17 protein-coding genes are annotated in these 21,594 nt (G+C 68.6%); 9 read left to right on the top strand and 8 right to left on the bottom strand.

Going from position 1 to position 21,594, the window contains the following annotated elements:
* Positions 1 to 127 precede the first annotated feature (127 nt).
* Together ASE10_RS04850 and ASE10_RS04855 are read left to right on the top strand one after the other, a co-directional pair.
* Positions 128 to 643, top strand: coding sequence for a disulfide bond formation protein B (locus ASE10_RS04850; RefSeq protein WP_055902379.1), 516 nt, complete (start codon positions 128 to 130; stop codon positions 641 to 643).
* A gap of 53 nt (positions 644 to 696) precedes the next feature.
* On the top strand, positions 697 to 2,085 hold the full coding sequence (locus ASE10_RS04855) for a 3-deoxy-7-phosphoheptulonate synthase class II (RefSeq protein ID WP_055902381.1): 1,389 nt from the start codon (positions 697 to 699) through the stop codon (positions 2,083 to 2,085).
* A gap of 106 nt (positions 2,086 to 2,191) precedes the next feature.
* Here ASE10_RS04855 and ASE10_RS04860 read toward each other — a convergent pair whose 3' ends face one another.
* The gene (locus ASE10_RS04860; protein ID WP_200944120.1) at positions 2,192 to 2,926 is read right to left on the bottom strand and encodes a helix-turn-helix transcriptional regulator; all 735 of its coding nucleotides are present in this window, start codon (positions 2,924 to 2,926) and stop codon (positions 2,192 to 2,194) included.
* A gap of 74 nt (positions 2,927 to 3,000) precedes the next feature.
* On the opposite strand from ASE10_RS04860, the gene ASE10_RS04865 reads away from it, so the two are divergent.
* Positions 3,001 to 3,999 carry an alpha/beta fold hydrolase gene (locus tag ASE10_RS04865; protein ID WP_055902385.1) on the top strand — a complete coding sequence of 333 codons (999 nt, stop codon included), beginning with the start codon at positions 3,001 to 3,003 and terminating at the stop codon, positions 3,997 to 3,999.
* An 18-nt stretch (positions 4,000 to 4,017) separates the two neighbouring features.
* Here the strand turns inward: ASE10_RS04865 and ASE10_RS04870 are convergent, their stop codons facing one another.
* The 3 genes from ASE10_RS04870 to typA all read right to left on the bottom strand — a co-directional run bounded on the left by ASE10_RS04870 (position 4,018) and on the right by typA (position 8,067).
* On the bottom strand, positions 4,018 to 5,613 hold the full coding sequence (locus ASE10_RS04870) for an amidase (protein ID WP_235565805.1): 1,596 nt from the start codon (positions 5,611 to 5,613) through the stop codon (positions 4,018 to 4,020).
* Between the two features lie 121 nt (positions 5,614 to 5,734).
* Positions 5,735 to 6,205 (bottom strand): DUF2127 domain-containing protein, encoded by a 471-nt coding sequence (locus ASE10_RS04875; RefSeq protein WP_055902389.1) that lies wholly within the window; start codon positions 6,203 to 6,205, stop codon positions 5,735 to 5,737.
* Between the two features lie 32 nt (positions 6,206 to 6,237).
* Positions 6,238 to 8,067: a translational GTPase TypA gene (gene typA, locus ASE10_RS04880; RefSeq protein WP_055902391.1), complete on the bottom strand. Its 1,830-nt coding sequence runs from the start codon at positions 8,065 to 8,067 to the stop codon at positions 6,238 to 6,240.
* A 183-nt stretch (positions 8,068 to 8,250) separates the two neighbouring features.
* On the opposite strand from typA, the gene ASE10_RS04885 reads away from it, so the two are divergent.
* From ASE10_RS04885 to ASE10_RS04905, 5 genes are all read left to right on the top strand, one after another.
* Positions 8,251 to 8,745, top strand: a complete 495-nt coding sequence (locus tag ASE10_RS04885) for a peptidylprolyl isomerase (protein ID WP_055902393.1) — start codon at positions 8,251 to 8,253, stop codon at positions 8,743 to 8,745.
* Positions 8,746 to 9,237: 492 nt separating this feature from the next.
* Positions 9,238 to 10,443, top strand: a complete 1,206-nt coding sequence (locus tag ASE10_RS04890; protein ID WP_055902395.1) for a pyridoxal phosphate-dependent aminotransferase — start codon at positions 9,238 to 9,240, stop codon at positions 10,441 to 10,443.
* Between the two features lie 45 nt (positions 10,444 to 10,488).
* Positions 10,489 to 10,878: a glutaredoxin domain-containing protein gene (locus tag ASE10_RS04895; RefSeq protein WP_055902397.1), complete on the top strand. Its 390-nt coding sequence runs from the start codon at positions 10,489 to 10,491 to the stop codon at positions 10,876 to 10,878.
* Between the two features lie 44 nt (positions 10,879 to 10,922).
* Complete coding sequence (locus tag ASE10_RS04900) at positions 10,923 to 11,909, top strand: malate dehydrogenase (protein WP_055902399.1); 987 nt, start codon at positions 10,923 to 10,925, stop codon at positions 11,907 to 11,909.
* 141 nt (positions 11,910 to 12,050) lie between these two features.
* Complete coding sequence (locus ASE10_RS04905) at positions 12,051 to 12,719, top strand: response regulator transcription factor (protein WP_055902401.1); 669 nt, start codon at positions 12,051 to 12,053, stop codon at positions 12,717 to 12,719.
* Positions 12,720 to 12,724: 5 nt separating this feature from the next.
* Here ASE10_RS04905 and ASE10_RS04910 read toward each other — a convergent pair whose 3' ends face one another.
* From ASE10_RS04910 to ASE10_RS04925, 4 genes are all read right to left on the bottom strand, one after another.
* Positions 12,725 to 15,307 (bottom strand): PAS-domain containing protein, encoded by a 2,583-nt coding sequence (locus tag ASE10_RS04910; protein WP_082559637.1) that lies wholly within the window; start codon positions 15,305 to 15,307, stop codon positions 12,725 to 12,727.
* Between the two features lie 148 nt (positions 15,308 to 15,455).
* Positions 15,456 to 16,643, bottom strand: coding sequence for a porin (locus ASE10_RS04915; protein ID WP_055902407.1), 1,188 nt, complete (start codon positions 16,641 to 16,643; stop codon positions 15,456 to 15,458).
* Positions 16,644 to 16,784: 141 nt separating this feature from the next.
* Entirely contained in the window at positions 16,785 to 18,116 is a 1,332-nt protein-coding gene (locus ASE10_RS04920; protein ID WP_082559636.1) for a dicarboxylate/amino acid:cation symporter, read from the bottom strand.
* Positions 18,117 to 18,144: 28 nt separating this feature from the next.
* The gene (locus tag ASE10_RS04925; RefSeq protein ID WP_235565804.1) at positions 18,145 to 19,476 is read right to left on the bottom strand and encodes an MFS transporter; all 1,332 of its coding nucleotides are present in this window, start codon (positions 19,474 to 19,476) and stop codon (positions 18,145 to 18,147) included.
* A gap of 228 nt (positions 19,477 to 19,704) precedes the next feature.
* Here ASE10_RS04925 and prpE point away from each other — a divergent pair, with 228 nt between their 5' ends.
* Entirely contained in the window at positions 19,705 to 21,594 is a 1,890-nt protein-coding gene (prpE, locus tag ASE10_RS04930) for a propionate--CoA ligase (protein WP_056305816.1), read from the top strand.

The following is a 21,594-nucleotide window of genomic DNA, read 5'->3' on the forward strand; positions in this document are numbered from 1 at the left end:
GACGGCAACGGTTTCGCGGGCAACGACCCAGGCAACTTTCGCCGCCTGTCGGAGTCTTCTGTCGTCATAACCGAACCGGCGCCGCTGCGGCTAGGCACGGCGCTGCCCACGACGTAAGGTGATAACCATGACCGCCAGTCCGCTGTCCGCCTCGTTCCGCCGCCAGTACCTGCTGGGCTTCCTCGCCTGCGCCGGGCTACTGGGCTATGCGTTCTACCTGCAACTGCACGACGGCCTGGAGCCGTGCCCGCTGTGCATCTTCCAGCGCGTGGCGTTCTTCGCCCTGGGCCTGGTGTTCCTGGTCGGCGCGATCCACGGTCCCAAGACCGCGCGCGCCCGCAAGACCTACGGCGTGTTCTCGCTGCTGGCCGCGCTGGGCGGCATCCTCGTCGCCGGCAACCACGTGCGCCTGCAGCACCTGCCGCCGGACCAGGTGCCCGCCTGCGGCCCCGGCCTGGACTACATGCTCGAGGCCATGCCGATCACCGGCGTGATCCGCAAGGTCATGACCGGCTCGGGCGAATGCGCGGCGGTCGACTGGACTTTCCTGGGCCTGGCGATGCCGGCCTGGAGCCTGATCTGCTTCCTCGTGCTGGCCGCCTGGGCCGCCTACGCTTCGTTTCGCAAGCGCGCCGCCGCCTAAGCGCCGCCGCGCCGTTCGCGACACCCTCCCGCACAACCACTGGATCCAAGGAAATGAGCGCCACCGACCGCAACCTCCGAGCCGTCAACCTGCCCGCCAACTGGACCCCGACGTCCTGGCGCGAGCGCACCGCGCTGCAGTTGCCGACCTATCCGGACGCGGCCGAGCTTTCCGAGGCTCTGCAGGAGCTGCGCAACCTGCCGCCGCTGGTGACCTCGTGGGAGATCCTGGCGCTCAAGCAGCAGCTGGCCGAGGCTCAGGAAGGTAAGCGCTTCCTGCTCCAGGGCGGCGACTGCGCCGAGAGTTTCGACCAGTGCTCCTCGGACGTGATCTCCAACCGGCTCAAGGTGCTGCTGCAGATGAGCCTGGTGCTGGTGCACGGCATGCGCAAGCCGGTGGTGCGGGTCGGGCGTTTCGCCGGCCAGTACGCCAAGCCGCGTTCGGCAGACACCGAAACCATCGGCGACGTGACCCTGCCCAGCTACCGCGGCGACATGGTCAACGCGCCGGCCTTCACCGAGGCCGCGCGCCGTCCCGATCCGCGCCGCATGATCAAGGCCCACGCGCGTTCGGCGATGACGATGAATTTCGTCCGCGCCCTGATCGACGGCGGCTTCGCCGACCTGCACCATCCCGAGTACTGGAACCTGAGCTGGGTCGGCCATTCGCCGCTCGCCGACGAGTACCGGCGCATGGTCAACGCGATCGGCGACGCGGTGCGCTTCATGGAGACCCTGTCGGGCTCGGAAGTGCATAACCTCAACCGGGTCGACTTCTACACCTCGCACGAAGCGCTGCTGCTGCCCTACGAGGAGTCGCTGACCCGGCAGGTGCCGCGTCACTGGGGCTACTTCAACCTCAGCACCCACTACCCGTGGATCGGCATGCGCACCGCCGCGGCCGATGGCGCCCACGCCGAGTACTTCCGCGGCATCCGCAATCCGATCGCGCTCAAGGTCGGTCCGTCGGTCACCCCGGACCAGCTGCTGCGCACCATCGACCTGCTCAATCCCGAGGACGAGCCGGGCCGCCTGAGCTTCATCCATCGCATGGGCGCGAGCACGATCGCCGACAAGCTGCCGCCGCTGCTGGACGCGGTGCGCCGCGATGGTCGCCGCGTGCTGTGGGTCTGCGACCCGATGCACGGCAATACCGAAAGCACCAGCAACGGTTACAAGACCCGCCGTTTCCGCAACATCCGCAGCGAGATCGAGCAGGCCTTCGAACTGCACGCCGCGGCCGGCACCCGTCTGGGCGGCGTGCATCTGGAACTGACGGGCGAAGACGTGACCGAATGCCTGGGCGGTGCGCGCGAGATCACCGAGAGCGATCTGGAACGCGCCTACCACTCCACCGTCGATCCGCGCCTGAACTACGAGCAGGCGCTGGAAGTGGCAATGCTGATCGTGCGCAAGCAGGCTCAGATCGCCGCGCCGGCTTGATCGCTCGATGAAGCGGTAATGCGAAGCCCGCCGATCGGCGGGCTTCGTGTTTGTGGCGTCCGAAAATGCCGGCTTGCGCTACGCCGTCGCCGCGAAACTCCGGCATTCAGACCGGCCGGGCCCAATCGCGCAAGACGCGCGCGCCGGCATCGGTGACGTCGAGGCTGCGCGAGTTGCGCCGCCGGCGCAGCAGTCCCTGGGCCAGACAGGCATCGAGCAGATTGGTGCCGAGTTGTCCGCCGATGTGCGGGCGGCGTTCGCTCCAATCCAGGCAAGCGCGCAGGCCAGGACGGCGTCGATTCGGATCGGGTAGGGCGATGCCGAGGCGTGCGATCCGTTCGCCGCCGGCGGGCGTCAAGGTCCAGCCTTGCGCTTGCGCGGCGATCCAGCCGTTGCGTTGCCAGGCATCGGCCACGGCCACCGCGAGTTCGCCGGCCAGATGGTCGTAGCAACTGCGCGCGTGACGCAATGCAGCGTCCTTGGGGCCGAGCGCGATCGCGCCAGATTGCCGAGCGGTCAGATTTCCGCTCAGGCCCAGCAGGGCTTCGACCGCATCGGCGACTTCGCTGGACGCGAGCCGGTGATAGCGGTGCCGGCCCTGTTTTTCCGTGTCGATCAGCGCCGCCGCGGCGAGCCGGGCGAGGTGGGTGCTGGCGGTCTGCGGCGCGACGCCAGCAGCGGCGGCCAGTTCGCCCGCGCTGCGGCTGCGGCCGTCGAGCAAGGTCACCAGCATCGATGCGCGCGCCGGGTCGCCGATCGCGGCGGCGATCTCGGCCAAAGCCTGCTCGGATCTGGCGTGTTCGGATGTGGCCTGCGCCATGGCGGCGGGACGTGCTCGCATGGTTCGATGTTGGTCGAAGCGTTGCCGTGGCGCAAGTGCGCACAATCGCGGCACTTCCCGAGGCGGTGGCTACGATGAAACGACGCGATTTGATGCGCTTGCCGATGCTGGCGATGGCGATGTCGGCGCTGCCGGGCGCGGCCGCCGGCGTACCCGGGCGCCGCGAACGCCGCTCGGTCGATTGGATTCACGACGGCCGCACGCTGCGCTTATCGCTGCTGCGCCAGCCGGCCGCCGGTCCTGTGGCGCTGTATGTGCACGGCGCGACGTTCCCTTGCGATTTATCGGTCGGTTGGCGGATGCAGGGCGTGTCGTGGCTGGATCATCTGCAGGCGCAAGGCTTCGACGCCTGGGGTTTGGACTTCGCCGGCTATGGCCAATCCGAGCGGCCGCCGGTGTTCGGCGCCGATCCGCACTCGGCGCCGCCTTGGGGCGACTACCGCATGGCCGCCGCGCAGATCGCGGCGGCGATCGCCGCGATCCGCCGGCAACGTCCGCGCGCGCCGATCCATTTGATCGCCCATTCCTGGGGCACGCTGCCGGCGCGGCAGGCGGCGATCGAGCATCCCGAGGCGGTGAGCAAACTGGTGTTGTTCGGCCCGGTGGCGACCCGCGAAGGGCCGCGAGAAGAAGCGGCCGCGCCGGCCTGGGCGCTGATGGGCTCGGCGGAGCAACGGCCGCGTCAGCGCTCCGGACTGCCGGCGGACGCGCCCACGCCGGTGAGCGCGGAGGAAATCGAACGCTGGTGCGCGGCGTATCTGGCCACCGATCCGGAATCGGCCACGCGCAGCCCGCCGTCGGTGCGGATTCCGAATGCGCCGATCGCCGATATCGACCGGCTGTGGGCCGGCGAGAATCTGGTCGACAACGCCCGCGTGCGCCAGCCGATCTTGATCGTGCGAGGCGAGTGGGACCACGTCACCACCGATGCCGATGCGGCTCGTTTGTTCGCCGAGCTCAGCGGCGCGGCCGAACGCCGCGACGTGAAGATTTCCGGCGGCAATCACTGGCTGCATCTGCAGCCACGGCGGACCGCGTTGTGGTCGACGACCAGCGCGTTCTTGCGCGACTGATCGCCGCGAACCCGGCGCTCACGGGCTAAGCGTCGACCGATAACGCGGCGGCGTGCGTGCCTGGGTGGCTTGTTCGAAGGCGTAACCCAGCGACAGCAAGCGCGCGTCGCTCCAACGCGGGCCCATGAACACCAGCCCGAGCGGCAGGCCCTGCGCGTCGCCCATCGGCACGGTCAGGCTGGGATAGCCGGCGACCGCGGCCGCGCCGTAGCCGGCGCCGTTGAAATGATCGCCGTTGATCGGGTCGACGATGAAGCTCGGGCCGGTGGCGGGCGCGATCAGCGCGTCCAGCTTATGCCGCTTGAGCACGGCGTCGATGCCCTCCGCTCCGGCCAGCCGGCGCGCCTTGGCGGCGGCCTGGCGATAGCGCGCGTCGCTCAGCGGACCGCGCTTGGCCGCGCGTTCGAAATGCTCCTGGCCGAAGTAGTGCAACTCCCGATCGGCGTGGGCACGGTTGAACGCGATCACTTCGTCCAGGCTGCGCAGCGGTGCGTCGCTGTCGCGCAGATAGCGCTGCAGGCCGTCCTTGAATTCGTACAGCAGCACTTCGTACTCGGCCTCGTCCCATTGCCCGGCGGTCGGGATCTCGACGTCGATGACGGTGGCGCCGGCCTTGCGCAGGGTCGCGATCGCGCGTTCCAGCGCGGCATTGAGTTCGCGCTGGTAGCCGACGCCGGACTCGTGCAGGAAGCCGATGCGCGCGCCCTTGAGCGCGCCGGGATCGAGCGCGCTGGTGTAGTCGTCCAGTCGATGCCCGCTCGCGGCTTTCGCAGCCGCATCGCCGCCGGCGTCGGCCGCGGCCAGCACGCTGAGCAAGCGCGCGGCGTCGGCGACGCTGCGGGTCATCGGGCCGGGGGTGTCCTGACTGGCCGAGATCGGAATGATGCCGGCCCGGCTGATCAGGCCCACGCTGGGCTTGAGGCCGACCAGGCCGTTCATGGCCGCGGGGCAGAGGATGCTGCCGTCGGTCTCGGTGCCGACGCCGACCGCGGCCAGGCTGGCGGCGATCGCCGAGCCGGTGCCGCTGCTGGAGCCGCAGGCGCTGCGGTCCAGCGCATAGGGGTTGCGGGTCAGGCCGCCGCGCGCGCTCCAGCCCGACATCGAATGGGTGGAGCGGAAGTTGGCCCATTCGCTGAGGTTGGTCTTGCCCAGGATCACCGCGCCGGCGCTGCGCAGCGCGACGACCAGCGGCGCGTCGGTCTTGGGCCGGTGCTCGGCCAGGGCCAGCGAGCCGGCCGAATTGACCATCGGGGTGGCGTCGATGTTGTCCTTGATCAGCACCGGGATGCCGTGCAGCGGCCCGCGCAACTTGCCGGCCTTGCGTTCGGCGTCGAGGCGGCCGGCTTCGAGCAGGGCGTTGGGGTTGAGTTCGATCACCGCGTTGAGCGTGGGCCCGGCGTCGTCGAGCGCGGCGATGCGGTCGAGGTAGGCCTGGGTCAGCTGGACGCTGCTCAATTTGCCGTCGCGTTGCAGGGCGGCGAGCTGCTCGATGTCGGCTTCGGCGATGCCGTGCGGATCGGCGACGACGCTGATCGCGACGGCTTGATCCGTCGCGGATTCGGCGGGAATGGGCTTATTCGCGGCCGGCGCTATCGCGCAGGCGCTCAGTACCAGCGCCAGGGTCGGCGCGGCGAGTCTCGGCAAGAACGGCATCGGCATTCCCCAGCCCTGGACTGGGCGGAGTATGCCCGAGCGCGGGCAGCGTGCGGCTTTGGGAGAAGGCGAGGGCGCCGCTTCAGTGGCGGCGTTTGAACAGGTCGCGGCCCAGCACCCAGACCACGATCAGGTTGATCGCCAGCACCGCCACCGCGATCCAGCCGGGGTGCTTGTACAGGGCGTAGAGGTCGAAAGGCAGATAGGCGGCGGCGCCGATGCAGCCCAGCCACGAGGCCCAGGCCTTGGCGCGCCACAGGCCCCAGGCTTCGACCACGTGCAGCGCGCCGTAGGCCAGCACCACCGCCGCGGCCAGGTGCACCGAGTGCGGACTGATCGCATCGGCGAACTTGGCCAGTCCGCCGTGCTCGGGATTGAGGTGGAAGCGCGCGATCAGTTCGTGGATCCAGCGCTGCAGCGGCGCCGGACCCAGCAGTTCCAGGCCGCTCGCGGCGAGCAGCGCCAGCAGTCCTTTGCCGGCTTCGACCAGGGCGATCACGTGCAGGCCCGGGTGGGCCTGCGGTCGCGGGTCGTAGTGCGTTTCTTCGCTCACGCGGTGCGTTCGGTTGCGCCGCCTGGCCGCGATCAGGCCGCGCGCGAAGCGCGCTTGCGATCGCTTTCGGTGAGGAACTTCTTGCGCAGGCGGATTTCCTTCGGGGTGACTTCGACCAGCTCGTCGTCCTCGATGAAGTCCAGGGCCTGTTCCAGCGTGTATTTGATTGCCGGGGTCAGCTTGATCGCGTCGTCCTTGCCCGAGGCGCGCATGTTGGTCAGCGGCTTGGGCTTGATCGCGTTGACGGTCAGGTCGTTGTCCTTGGAGTGGATGCCGACCAGCTGGCCTTCGTACACCTGGTCGCCTTCGGCGGCGAACAGGCGGCCGCGCTCTTCCAGCGGTCCGAGCGAGTAGGCCGGGGTGGTGCCGGCGGCATTGGCGATCATCACGCCGTTGATGCGCTTGGCGATCGCGCCGGTTTCCTTCGGACCGTAATGATCGAACACGTGGAACAGCAGGCCCGAACCCTGGGTCAGGGTGCGGAACTCGTTCTGGAAGCCGATCAGCCCGCGGGCCGGGATCATGTAATCCAGACGCACGCGACCCTTGCCGTCGGACTCCATGTTCTTGAGCTGGCCCTTGCGGACGCCGAGCTTCTCCATGACGCCGCCCTGGTGCTGCTCTTCGATGTCGACCACCAGTTGCTCGACCGGCTCCATCAGCTGGCCGTCGATTTCCTTGATGATGACTTCCGGGCGCGACACCGCCAGCTCGAAGCCTTCGCGGCGCATGTTCTCGATCAGCACCGACAGGTGCAGCTCGCCGCGGCCGGAGACCAGGAACTTGTCCGGATCGGAACCTTCCTCGACCTTCAGCGCCACGTTGTGCAGGGTTTCGCGCTCCAGGCGCTCGCGCAGCTGGCGGCTGGTGAGGAACTTGCCGCCGCTGAGCTCCTTGTGGCCGGCGAACGGCGAGTTGTTCACCTGGAAGGTCATGCTGATCGTCGGCTCGTCCACGGTCAGCGCCGGCAGCGCCTCCGGAGTGTCGAGCGCGCAAACGGTGTCGGAGATGCTCAGGTCGGCCACGCCGGAGATCGCGACGATGTCGCCGGCCTCGGCTTCCTCGGTCTCGATGCGTTCCAGGCCCATGAAGCCGAGCACCTGCAGGACCTTGCCCTGGCGCTTCTTGCCTTCGCGGTCGACCACGCTGACCGGCATGTTGCGGCGGACCTTGCCGCGCTGGATGCGGCCGATGCCGATCAGGCCGACGAAGTTGCTGTAGTCCAGCTGGCTGATGCGCATCTGGAACGGACCGTCGAGGTCGACCTGCGGCGGCGCCACGTGCTTCATGATCGCTTCGTACAGCGGGGTCATGTCGCCGTCGCGGGCGCTGTCGTCCAGGCTGGCGTAGCCGTGCAGGGCCGAGGCGTAGACGATCGGGAAGTCGAGCTGCTCGTTGGTCGCGCCGAGCTTGTCGAACAGGTCGAACACCTGGTCGATGACCCAGTCCGGACGCGCGCCCGGGCGGTCGATCTTGTTGACCACCACGATCGGCTTGAAGCCCATCGCGAAGGCCTTCTGGGTGACGAAGCGGGTCTGCGGCATCGGGCCGTCCATCGCGTCGACCAGGATCAGCACCGAGTCGACCATCGACAGCACGCGCTCGACCTCGCCGCCGAAGTCGGCGTGTCCCGGGGTGTCGACGATGTTGATGCGGTTGCCCTGCCAGGTGATGGCGGTGTTCTTGGCCAGGATCGTGATGCCACGTTCCTTTTCCTGGTCGTTGCTGTCCATCGCGCGTTCGGCCAAAACCGTACGTTCCGACAGGGTCCCCGACTGCTTGAGCAGGCAGTCGACGAGCGTGGTCTTGCCATGGTCGACGTGAGCGACGATGGCGATATTGCGAAGGTTTTGGATGGACATGCGAAGAGCGCTCTTTGTGAAGAGCGTGAAGGCCGGAAGAAGCCGACCATTATACCTGTCTATAGCTAAAGCTGCCCATTCAGCTGAACGGGGTGGGGTATGCTTGGGAATTGGCCGGTCCGTCGCCATGTCGGCGGCAGGTTTCCGGACCCGACACCCCCATCCACTGCCCAGGAGACGGCTATGAGCCTGACCGCCACTTTCGACACCGACCGCGGCCCGATCCGCATCGAGCTCGCCGCCGACAAGGCGCCGCTGACCGTCGCCAACTTCGTCAATCTGGCCCAGCGCGGCTTCTACGACGGCCTGAACTTCCATCGCGTGATCGCCGACTTCATGGTCCAGGGCGGCTGCCCGCAGGGCACCGGCACCGGCGGCCCCGGCTACCGCTTCGAAGACGAGACCCGCAACGGCCTGCCCCACGAGCGCGGCGTTCTGTCCATGGCCAACGCCGGCCCGGGTACCAACGGCAGCCAGTTCTTCATCACCCACATCGCCTGCCCGTGGCTGGACGGCAAGCACACCGTGTTCGGCAAAGTCGTCGAAGGCCTGGACGTGGTCGACGCCGTCAAGCAGGGCGACAAGATCAATTCGGTGAAGATCGAGGGCGACGCCGCCGCCGCGCTGGCCGCCAAGGCCGACCGCGTCGCCGAGTGGAACAAGATCCTGTCGGCCTGATCCTAAGGGTCTGATCTTACGGTCCTGATCGTACCGGCCTGATTCGACGGGTCAGATCCTACCGGCCAGATTCTGCCGGCTTGCCAGGATCTTGAGGTACCAGGCCCCGCGGTCGATCCGGCCGCGGCGGCCCCGCCGGCACCGCCCGGCTTCCTGTGGGAGCGGCGTAAGCCGCGATCGAGGCCCCAGGGCGGGTCGAATCGCGGCTTACGCCGCTCCCACAGTGTTTTCCACCGCGGCGCAGTCTCACCGCGGCCGCGAGTGGAGTTTCCGCGCCGTCCCGCACCGATAAGCGGTCGAGTCCCGCCGGCACCCACGCAGGCACCGTCGCCGCTGGCGTCGCCAGCCCGCGCCGGCCGGCGCGCGGATGCCGCTGTGCTACCATTTTGGGGCTCGATTCCGGTGGTTCCGGATGCATTCGGACACCGAACGCAGCTCGTTCGTTCGCACCCCTCCCCGCATCCGTCGTACACCACCCCACGAGGTTTCACGATGCCCCAGCTTGCCCGGCGCATCGGTCGCGCCAAGCCCAGCGCGATCATGCAGGTCGCCGAAAAGGCCAAGCGGCTCAAGTCCGAAGGCCGCGACATCATCAGCTTCTCGATCGGCGTTCCCAACTTCCTGCCCGGCGAGCACGTCTACGCCGCCGTGCGCGAGGCGCTGAGCAAGGACAGCGGCCAGTACGGCAGCAACCGCGGCGCCGACGCTCTGCTCGACGCCTTCCTGGAGCACATCGGCAAGATCGGCCTGACCGGCTACGGCCGCGTCAACGTCGCCACCGGCATCGGCGCCAAGCACGTGATCTACAACATCGCCGAGGCGCTGTTGGACGAAGGCGACACCATCGTCTTCCCGACCCCGTACTGGACCAGCTATCTCGACATCGCCGAGATCGTCAACGCCAAGATCGATCTGCTGCCGTGCCCGGCCGAGCAGGACTACAAGCTCACCCCCGCGCAGCTCGACGCCGCGCTGGCGCGCAAGCCCAGGGTGTTCCTGTTCAACAACCCGTCCAACCCGACCGGCATGGTCTACGGCAAGGACGAGATCGACGCGCTGGCCGATGTGCTGGTGAAGTATCCGGACACCTGGGTCATCACCGACGACATCTACAACCGCATGGTGTTCGACGGCGTGGGCTACCACAACTTCGTGCATGCGCGCCCCGAGCTGCGCGACCGCGTGATCTTCCTCGACTCGCTGTCCAAGACCTACGGCATGCCGGGTTGGCGCGTGGGCTTCATGGCCGGTCCGGAATCCGTGGCCCAGGCTCTGACCACGATGAATTCCAACCACATCACCAACATCCCGGAGATGGTCACCGCGGCCGCGGTCGCCGCGCTGAACGGTCCGCAGGACATCCCGACCCAGAAGTGCGCGGAGTTCCAGGCCAAGCGCGACCAGGTCATGGCGGTGATGAACGCGATCCCGGGCGTGGTCTGCCCGCGTCCGCAAGGCGCGTTCTACGTGTTCCCTGACATCAGCGTCGCGTTCGGCAAGACCCACGCGCCCAGCGGCCTGAAGATCGGCAACGACATGGACTTGTGCAACGCGCTGCTGGAAACCAAGGGCGTGGCCTGCGTGCCGGGTTCGGCGTTCGGCGAGCCGCGCGCGCTGCGCATCAGCTACACCTGTCCGACGCCGCAGCTGGCGCCGGGCCTGCAGCGCTTCCAGGAGTTCTTCGCCGAACTCGTCTGAGTCCGGCGCGGAACCGTCAGCGGCGATCGAAGAAGGAATTCCGGCATGCGCGTGGTCACCGTCCTGTGGATCGCCGGCGCGCTCGCGCTCGGCGTGGTCGGTTACAAGGCGCTGGGCGGCGACGTCGCGGCGATGCTCGGCGCCGGACCGCAGCAGCTGCATCCGGACGACCCGCGCCAGCTCACCGGACAGACCAAGATCGTGATGCTGGCGGCGGAATGGTGCGGCTACTGCCGCAAGCAGCAGAAGGACTTCGAGCAGGCGAACGTGCGTTATCGCGTGCTCGACGTCGATACACCGGAAGGCGAGCGCGCGGCGCGTGCGCTCGGCTCGAACGGCGTGCCGGTGACCGTGATCGGCCAGGACGTGATCCACGGCTACCAGACCGACGCGCTCAAGGAAAAACTGACCCCTCTGGGTTACTCCATTTACTGAAGCGGGTTCGCCCGCATCTCACTCCAGCGTAAGGAACCACCCCCATGAAGACTCCCGTCCGCGTTGCCGTCACCGGTGCTGCCGGCCAGATCGGCTACTCGCTGCTGTTCCGCATCGCCTCCGGCGAAATGCTGGGCAAGGACCAGCCCGTGATCCTGCAGCTGCTGGAGCTGCCGCTGGACAAGGCCCAGGCCGCGCTCAAGGGCGTGATGATGGAGCTGGAAGACTGCGCGTTCCCGCTGCTGGCCGGCATGGTCGGCACCGACGACGCCGAAGTCGCGTTCAAGGACGCCGACATCGCCCTGCTGGTCGGCGCGCGTCCGCGCGGCCCGGGCATGGAGCGCAAGGACCTGCTGCTGGAGAACGCCAAGATCTTCACCGCCCAGGGCGCCGCGCTGAACAAGGTCGCTTCGCGCAACGTCAAGGTGCTGGTGGTCGGCAACCCGGCCAACACCAACGCCTACATCGCCATGAAGTCGGCGCCGGACCTGCCGGCCAAGAACTTCACCGCGATGCTGCGCCTGGACCACAACCGCGCGCTGAGCCAGCTCGCCGCCAAGGCCGGCGTCGCCGTGGGCGACATCGAAAACCTGATCGTGTGGGGCAACCACAGCCCGACCATGTACCCGGACTACCGCTTCGCCACGGTCAACGGCCAGTCGCTGAAGGACAAGATCGGCGACGCCGATTGGAACGCCAGCACCTTCATCCCGCAGGTCGGCAAGCGCGGCGCGGCGATCATCGAAGCGCGCGGCCTGTCCTCGGCCGCTTCGGCCGCCAATGCCGCGATCGACCACATCCGCGACTGGGTGCTGGGCAGCAACGGCAAGTGGGTGACCATGGGCGTGCCGTCCGACGGCAGCTACGGCATCCCGGAGACGGTGATGTACGGCGTGCCGGTGATCACCGCCAACGGCGAGTACACCCGCGTCGAGGGCCTCGAAGTCGATGCCTTCAGCCGCGCCGCCATGGACAAGACCCTGGCCGAGCTCGAAGAAGAGCGCGCCGGCGTCGCCCACCTGCTGGGCTGATCCTGCGGGCCGTTCCACCGCGACATCGCGACATCGCAGGGCGGCTTCGGCCGCCCTGTTTTTTTGCGCGCTGCGCAGCCCCTGCGGCGGCCGGCGTGTAGGATCGGACTGCGCCGAGCGGGCGCGCGGAACCACCCACCGATGGACACCAGCCTGCGCCTGCTGATCGCCGACGACCACCCGATGTTCCGGGCGGCGTTGCGGCACGCGCTGGCCGCGATCGCGCACGGCGCGCAGATCGCCGAAGTCGCCAGCCGCAGCGCGCTGGAAGCCGCGGTCGCCGGCGGCGAGCCCTTCGATCTGGCGATGCTGGACCTGACCATGCCCGGCGCGATGGGGTTTTCCTCGCTGGTCTACCTGCGCGGCGAACGCCCGGAGGTGCCGGTGCTGATCGTGTCCTCCGACGACCACCCGCGCACGATCCGCCGCGCCCAGCAGTTCGGCGCCGCCGGTTTCGTGTCCAAATCCGCGCCGGCCGAAGCCCTGCACGAGGCCGTGACCACGGTGCTGGCCGGCGGCCTGTGGTTTCCGTCGCAGCAGGCCGAGCGCAACGAGGCCGATGCGCAGCTCGCCGAACGCCTGGCCCAGCTCACGCCGCAGCAGTTGCGGGTGCTGATGCGCATGGCCGACGGCCTGCTCAACAAGCAGATCGCGCACGAACTGTCGCTGGCCGAGAACACGGTCAAGATCCATGTCACCGCGGTGCTGCGCAAACTCGGCTGCCATTCGCGCACGCAGGCGGCGGTGCTGGTGAAGGGGTTGTCGCTGGAGAGCGGGGCAGGGGCGTCGGATGACGACGTCAGCGGATAAGGGAATTACTCACGCGGCCCACGCATCGCCAATGCGCGTGTGATCAAGGCCCGCAATGCCGCCGGCCGCAGCGGCTTGGGCAGGAAGCTCCAGCCCAGTTCTTCCGCGCGTTGCCGCAGGCCCGGGTCGGCGTCGCCCGACATCAGCACGATCGCCGGCAGTGCCTGCCAGGCGCGGTGCAGGCGCGGCGCCAGGGCCATGCCGGTGTCCTCGCCGAGGCGGTAGTCGAGCAACAGCAGTTCCGGCATCGGCGCGATCCGCGCCTGCATCTCCGCATCCGCGGCCGAACGCGCCGCAGTCACCGCGCAGCCCCAGTCCGTGAGCAGGCGCGTGGCGGCGTCGCGCGAGGCCGGATCGTCGTCGACGACCCAGACCCGGCGGCCCAGCAGCGGCGAATCGTTCGCTTCCGCGCTCGGCTGCGGCGCGGCGACCGCCGCCGCATCGCCGTAGGGCAGCTCGACCGAGAACACGCTGCCGCGTCCCGGCCAGGAGCGCACGCGCACCGGGTGTTCGAGCAGCAGCGCGATGCGGCGCACGATCGCCAGACCCAGGCCGGCGCCGCGCGCGGGCGCATCCATGCCGGTGTCCAGGCGCTGGAACTCCTCGAAGATGGTTTCGAGCTTGCTTTCCGGAATGCCGGTGCCGCTGTCCCATACTTCCACTCGCACGCCGGTGGACGTGCGGCGCGCGCCCAGTACGATGCGGCCGCCGCGCGGGGTGAACTGCAGCGCGTTGGAAACGAAGTTCTGCACGATCCGGCGCAGCAGCGCTTCGTCGCTGTCGACCACGGCGCGGCTGGCGAGCACGTGCAGGCGCAGGCCGCGGGCCTGGGCCAGGATCCGGAACGGGCCCTCGATGGCGGCGAACAAGTGCGCCAGCGGGAACGCGCCGCGCCGTACCTGCAGCGCGCCGGACTCCAGACGCGCGATGTCGAGCAGACTGGCGAGGATGTCGTCCTGCGCCGACAGCGCCGCATCGATGTGCTCGATCACCTCTGCGCTCTCGGCGTCGACGCGCCGGCGCAACGAGGACAGGTACATGCGCGCGGCGTTCAGCGGCTGCAGCAGATCGTGCACCGCGGCGGCGACGAAGCGGGTCTTGGAGCGATTGGCGCGTTCGGCTTCGCCCTTGGCCTCGCGCAGATCGCCGGTGCGCTCCTCGATCCGGCGTTCCAGGCTGTCGGCGAGCGTGCGCAGATCGCGCGCGGCCTGCTTGTAGGCGGTGATGTCGGCATAGCTGGTGACGAAGCCGCCACCGGGCATAGGGTTGCCGCGGATCTCGATCACGGTGCCGTCGGCGCGCTCGCGCTCGTGCAGATACGGTTGAGCGCGTTGCAGATGTTCGAGCCGGCGCCGGATCGCGTCTTCCGGATCGTCGCCGAGCAGGCCGCGGCGCGCGTTGTAGCGGATCAGGTCCTCGATCGGCCGCCGGACCTGGAGCAGATCCGGCGGGTAGCGGAACAGTTCGGCGTAGCGTTGGTTCCAGGCCACCAGGCGCAGTTGCGCATCGACCACGCTCACGCCTTGCGGCAGATGCTCCAGGCTCTGGCCTTCGCCGATGCTGGCGCGGTGCGCGGCCTGGACCACGCCGTCCTGGGCTGTGCGTAGCGCCTGGGTGTGCTGTTCGACCAACTGCTCGAGTTCCTGCCGGCTGCGCAGGCGCAGGCGCGCGATGCGATGGCGCTGCCACAGCAGCAAGGCCAGCGAGACCAGCAGCAGCCAGGCGCCGGCGGCGACCGCGCGCGCGATCCAGGCTGCGTGCACGCTGGGGCCGGCGTCGCGCAGCAGGTGCAGGGTCCAGCCTTCGCGCGCCAGCTTCAGCGATTGCCACACCAGGTCGCGGCCACCGCCGAGCTCGCGCACGCGCACCACGCGCGCGTCCGCGCCCAGCGCGCGCTGCTGCGTCACCGCGACCGGCTGCAGGCGTTGGCCCAGATACTGCTGGGTGCGTCGCAGTTGTTCGCGTTGCGTAGCGCTCAAGGGCGCGAGCATGCGGTAGCGCCATTCCGGGCGCCCGGTCAGGAACACGATGCCGTTGGCATCGCTGAGCAGGACCAGATCGCCGCGTTCGCTCCAATCGGACTGGATGTCGTCCAGCACCACTTTCACCGCAACCGCGCCGATCGCCTTGCCCTGAGAGTCGCGGATCGCGCGCGCGATGAAGTGGCCCGGGCGCTGGGTGGTGACGCCGATCGCGTAGAACTCGCCGCTGCCGCGCGCCATCGCCTGCTGGAAGTAGGGGCGGAACGCGTAGGAGTGGCCGACGTTGCTGCTGGGCAGGGTCCAGTTGCTCGCGGCGATGCCGACGCCGTCGCGATCGATCAGGGTCAGCGTGCTGGTGCGGTTGGCGAAGTTCAGCTGGACCAGGCGCTCATTGGCGCGCTGGTGCTGGGCCTGGTCCTGCGGGTCGAGCAAGGTCGCCTTGAGCTGCGGATCCAGCGACAGCACCGCCGGCATGATGCGATAGCGGTCGATGTGCTGTTCCAGGGCCTGCGCGCGCTGGACCAGCAAGGCGCGCGCTTCCGCGGCCTGCGCCTGCAGGGCGCGCTCGTAAGCGATGCGGCCGGCGACCAGCATCGACAGCAGCATGACGGCCAGGATCAGGGCGATCCACAGGGCGGTGTGCAGTTGGCGGCGGCGCGGGATCACGGTCGGCGATGGTCGGTGGCGGCCCTGGGCCAAGACTAGCGGCTTTTGCGCGCGGCTTTTGCCCGCGAATCCCGGCCCGGGCCTCGCCTCAGAAGTTGAGCTGCGCGCGCAGCTCCAGCACGCGCGGATCGGCCGCCAGCACGCCGCGTTCGGCGGCCACCCGCACGTAGTTGGCCTGGAACTTGAAATGCGTGCTCAGGTACCAGTTCAGGCCCAGGGTTAGGTCGCGCTGGTGGCCGCCGGCGATGCCGGCATGGTCGAGGTCGAGTTCGCCGTAGCGCAGCAGCGCTTCGACCGCGCCGTAGCGGTGCTCGGGTTTGACGTTGCCGACGTTGCCGGCCGCGTAAGGCCGGGTCTCCCCGGTCAGCACCCAGCTGCCGGTGGCGTAGTAGCCCGAGGCGCTGTAGTCGGCCAGGCCGTTCTCGCGCTCGGCCGTCGCGTGCAGGTATTCGGCTTGCAGCGACAGCGGTCCGTCGATCCACAGCGCTTCCAGGCCGTTGCGCACGATGCGGTCGACGCCGCCCAGGGTGCCGCTGTCGACCAGCCGCGTCGTCGTCAGTCCGGCCAGCGGCCGCGCGCGGAAACGCGCCGACGGCCCGAACCAGACATCGCGCCCGTCGCGATGCCCATGCGGGTTCTCGACCGAGCCCGACACGGCCAGATGCACGACGCGGTCCTTGTCCTTGATCGGCGTCCAGATCGCGCGCATCGCGGCGGTGGTGCCGGGGTTGTCGCCCTGCAGGTCCTTGCCGAAAAAGTAGGCGGCGCTGAGGCCGTAGCGCGGACGGTCCAGCGACCATTCCACGCCGGTGCGGCGGCCTTCGTAGATCGCCTGCGAGGCCGCCGAGGCTTCCAGCATGCTGGAGGCGCGCGAAGCGGCGATGCTTTCCATGCTGACCGGGGTCTTGAAGTAGCCGATGCGGATCTTGCCGTAGTCGCGATCGAACAAGGCGCGCGTCTCCATGCGCAGGGCCACGTCCAGCCAGAGCTTGGACTGGAAATCCATGACCGCGGTGAAGTCGTAGACGTCCTTCTTCTTGACCACGATCCCGAACTCCTTGCGCCGGTTCGTGTGCGCATCCTCGAGCGAGGTCGCGGCGGTGCCGTAGCCGTCGTCGCCGGAGAAATCGTTGAGGTCCCAGGCGTAGTTCATCGTGCCCGACACTTCGGTGCCGTCGTCCAGCGCGAACCTGGTCGGCCAGTCGTCGCCGGCGTGGGCGGCGCCGGCGGCGAATGCGAAGGCGAGCAGGCAGGCGCGGCGGGGCAGGATCGTCATGGTCGGTCTCCGATGCGCGACGCGCAGGCGCGCGCCGCCGACGGGCGTGGCGACGCCCGGGCTTGCGGGTGGGTGGTGGGGGCGCGGGTCGGGCCCGCGCGGATGGATCGGGCTAGACGGCGCAGGCTTGAAGTGCGCGCATCAGCTGCCGGTTTCGGGTGCGCGCACGCTGCGCTCCAGGGCGAGATCGTCGTCGAGATCGGCGACGCTGGGCGGATTGAGCAGTTCGCTCTGCAAGCGATCGCGATCGAGCTCGTTTTCCCAACGCGCGACCACGATGGTGGCGACGCCGTTGCCGATGATGTTGGTCAGTGCGCGCGCTTCGCTCATGAACCGGTCGATGCCCAGGATCAGCGCCAATCCGGCCACCGGTACCGAGGGCACCACGGTCAGGGTCGCGGCCAGGGTGATGAAGCCGGCGCCGGTCACGCCCGAGGCGCCCTTGGAGGTCAGCATCGCCACCGCGAGCAGGGTCAGTTCCTGGGTCAGGGTCAGATCGACGTTGAGCGCCTGGGCGACGAAGATCGCGGCCATGGTCAGGTAGATGTTGGTGCCGTCGAGATTGAACGAATAACCGCTGGGCACGACCAGGCCGACCACCGGCTTGGAGCAGCCCAGGCGCTCGAGCTTGCGCATCAGCGGCACCAGCGCCGACTCCGAGGACGAGGTGCCCAGCACCAGCAGCAGCTCGTCGCGGATGTAGCGGATGAAGCGCAGGATACTGAAGCCGGTGAAACGCGCGATCAGGCCCAGCACCACCAGTACGAACAGCGCGCAGGTCAGGTAGAAACTGCCCATCAGCTTGAGCAGCGGCCCGAGCGAATCGATGCCGAACTTTCCGATGGTGAAGGCCATCGCCGCGCCGGCGCCGATCGGGGCCAGCTTCATGATCATGCTCATGATGCCGAAGAAGGCTTTCGACAGCGTCTCGAACAGGTCCATGACCTTCTCGCCGGCCTTGCCCATGTGCAGCAGGGCGAAGCCGAACAGCACGGCCAGCAGCAGCACCTGCAGCAGGCTGCCTTCGCCGGTGAAGGCGTCGGTGAAGGTCTTGGGAATGATGTGGAGCAGGAAATCGACCGTGCTTTGCTCTTCGGCCTTGTGTGCGTAGCCGATGGCCTCGGCGACCTTCTTGGGGTCGAGATCGGCCACGTTGGCGTTGAAACCGGCGCCGGGCTTGAGCGTATTGACCACGACCAGGCCGATCACCAGGGCGAAGGTCGACACCACCTCGAAATAGAGAATGGCCTTCGCGCCGACACGGCCGACTTTCTTGACGTCGGCCACGCCGGCGATGCCGAGCACCACGGTCAGGAAGATGATCGGCGCGATCAGCATCTTGATCAGGCCGATGAAACCGTCGCCCAGCGGCTTGAGCTTGACGCCGAAGTCGGGGAAGAAGTGGCCGATGGCGCCGCCCAGCACGATCGCGCCGAGCACCCAGAGATAGAAACGCGAGCCGGGAGATTTCATGGACGAGGGTTCCGAGGCGTGGGTGGGTTCAGTCGCGGTCGATGTGCGAGGTCTTGCGGGTGTCGGGCATCAGCGCGTAGACCAGCAGCGAGCAGGCGATGCAGGCGCTGACGTACCAGAAGAAGCCGCTTTCCATGCCGAGTTGCTTGAATCGGATCGCGATGGGCTCGGCGGTGCCGCCGAACAAGGCCACCGTCAGCGCGTAGGGCAGGCCCACGCCGAGGGCGCGGATCTCGACCGGGAACAGTTCGGCTTTCACCACCGCGTTGATCGCGGTATAGCCGCTGACCGCACTGAGCAGGATCATGATCAGCCAGAACGCCTGCATCGGCGTCTGCGCGCTCTGGATCAGGTGCATCACCGGCACGGTCAGCACCGAGCCGAGTACGCCGAACGCGATCAGCAGCGGGCGCCGGCCGATGCGGTCGGACAGGGCGCCGACCAGCGGTTGCATCAGCATGTAGACGAACAGGCTGCCGGCGTTGATCAGCGAGGCGGTTTCCTTGTCGAAACCGGCGCTGAGGGTGAGGTACTTCAGCATGTAGTTGGTGTAGGTGTAGAACGCCAGCGTGCCGCCCATGGTCAGGCCGACCACGGTCAGCACCGCATGCGGATGCCGCATCAGCGTGCGCAGCGAGCCCTCGCGCGGCTTGGCCGCGGCGTTGCCCTGGAGCTTGGTGAAGGATTCGGTTTCCTGCATGTTGCGGCGCAGGTAGAGCGCGATGATCGCGGCCATGGCGCCGATCGCGAACGGGATGCGCCAGCCCCAGGCCTTGAGCTGGGCCTCGTCGAGCACGAACTGCTGCAGCACGATCAGCACCAGCAGAGCCAGCAGCTGGCCCATGATCAGGGTCACGTACAGGAAGCTGGACCAGAAGCCGCGGTTCTTGCGCGTGGCCATCTCGCTCAGATAGGTCGCCGAGCTGCCGTACTCGCCGCCGACGCTCAGGCCCTGCAGCAGGCGCGCCAGCACCAGCAGGATCGGCGCGAGCACGCCGATGGTCTCGTAGCCCGGGGTGAAGGTGATGATCAGCGAGCCGCCGCACATCAGCAGCACCGACAGCATCAGCGCGGCCTTGCGGCCGTGGCGGTCGGCGTAGCGGCCGAACACCCAGCCGCCCAGGGGCCGCATCAGGAAGCCGACGGCGAAGATCGCCGCGGCGTTCAGGGCCTGCGACAGACTGTCGCCCGCCGGGAAGAAGGTCTTGGCGAAGTACAGCGAAAACGCGGTGTAGACGTACCAGTCGTAGTACTCGACCAGGTTGCCGATCGAACCGCTGAAGATCGACTTCAAACGCTGCCCCGCGCTCATCGGCACGGCCTGGGGGAGGGCTGGCTCGGCGGTGCTGATGGCGCTCAAGGAAGGCTCCTGCTCGGTTGCGGGCGGGGCGGGCGGGCCGGGCCCAACGCCGGGGACGATGGTGGACGCTGGCGGCAGGGCGGCCAATAGCACCTTAAGGCTAGCCGGAACGGCTTAGGAGGCAATGGGGCGCGGATTGCGGGGCTGGGCTTCCCTAGACCAAGGTCGTAACGCGCCCTTGCGCGCCCTGGTCTAGCCTGCCGCTGGACCCGAGCGTAAAGGCGCCGTATGAGCTACGAGGACTTCTACCGCCGCTCGATCGAGGAGCCCGAAGCCTTCTGGGCCGAACAGGCGCGCGCGATCCACTGGCACAAGCCGCCCGAGCGCATCCTCGACTACGGCCGCCCGCCGTTCCGGCGCTGGTTCGCCGGCGGCGAAACCAACCTTTGCTACAACGCCCTCGACCGCCATCTGGACGAACGCGGCGACCAGCTCGCGCTGGCGACCGTCTCCAGCGAGACCGGGCAGACCCGCGAGTTCAGCTACCGCGAACTGCACCGCGAAGTGAACGTGTTCGCCGCGGTGCTGAAGTCGCTGCAGGTCGGCCGCGGCGACCGCGTGGTGATCTACATGCCGAACATGGCCGAGGCGGTGTTCGCGATGCTGGCCTGCGCGCGCATCGGCGCGGTGCATTCGGTGGTGTTCGGCGGTTTCGCCGCGCACAACCTGGCGCTGCGCATCGACGACGCGACCCCGAAGCTGCTGATCTGCGCCGACGCCGGCATGCGCGGCGGCAAGGTGATCGCCTACAAACCGCTGGTCGATGCGGCCTGCGCCGAAGCCGCGTCGCCGCCGCCGCGGGTGCTGGTGGTCGATCGCGCTCTGGACCCGGATCTGGCGCTGATCGCCGGCCGCGATCTCGACTACGCCGCCCTGCGCGCGCAGCACGAAGGCGCCACGGTCGAAGTCGAATGGCTGGAGTCGAACGAACCCAGCTATCTGCTCTACACCTCCGGCACCACCGGCAAGCCCAAGGGCGTGCAGCGCGACGTCGGCGGCTACGCGGTCGCTCTGGCCCTGTCGATGTGGTCGATCTACGACGTGCGCGCCGGCCAGGTGATGTTCTCGACCTCGGACGTGGGCTGGGCGGTGGGGCACTCCTACAACGTCTACGGGCCGCTGATCGCCGGCGCGACCTCGGTGCTGTACGAGGGCCTGCCGACCAATCCCGACCCCGGCATCTGGTGGCGCATCTGCGAGCGCTACGGCGTGCGCACCATGTTCTCCTCGCCGACCGGCATCCGCGTGCTCAAGAAACAGGACGCGGCCTGGTTGAAGAAGCACGACCTGTCGCGGCTGCACTGGCTGTTCCTGGCCGGCGAGCCGCTGGACGAGCCGACCGCGCACTGGATCACCGACGGCATCGGCAAGCCCATCATCGACAACTATTGGCAGACCGAGACCGGCTGGCCGGTGCTGGCGCTGATGCCGGGACTGGAGATGAAGCCGATCAAGTTCGGTTCGCCCGGACTGCCCACGCCGGGCTATCGCCTGCGCGTGATAGACGAAGCCACCGGACGGGATGTCGGCGCCGGCGAGAAGGGCGTGCTGGTGATCGTGCCGCCGCTGCCGCCGGGTTGCATGACCACGGTCTGGAACGACGACGCGCGCTTCCTGTCCAGCTATTTCGGCCACTTCAAGGAACTGCTGTACAGCTCGCTGGATTGGGCGATCCGCGACGAGGACGGCTACACCTTCATCCTCGGCCGCACCGACGACGTGATCAACGTCGCCGGGCATCGCCTGGGCACGCGCGAAATCGAGGAATCGGTGGCCTCGCACCCGGCGGTGGCCGAGGCCGCGGTGATCGGCGTGCGCGACGAGCTCAAGGGTCAGGTGCCGGTGGTGTTCGCCACCCTCAAGCAGGCCGGCGATCAGGACCCCGCGCGCGCCGCGGCCGGGATGCGCCAATGCGTGGTCGACCAACTGGGCGCGGTGGCGCGACCGGCGCGGGTGTACGTGGTGGCCGCGCTGCCCAAGACGCGCTCGGGCAAGCTGTTGAGGCGCTCGATCCAGGCCCTGGCGGAAAGCCGCGACCCCGGCGATCTGTCGACCCTGGACGATCCGGCCGCCCTGGACGAAGTGCAGCGTGCGCTGGAGCGCGGTGCCGATGCCTGA

Source organism: Lysobacter sp. Root76 (assembly GCF_001428685.1).
Classification (GTDB): Bacteria; Pseudomonadota; Gammaproteobacteria; order Xanthomonadales; family Xanthomonadaceae; genus Lysobacter.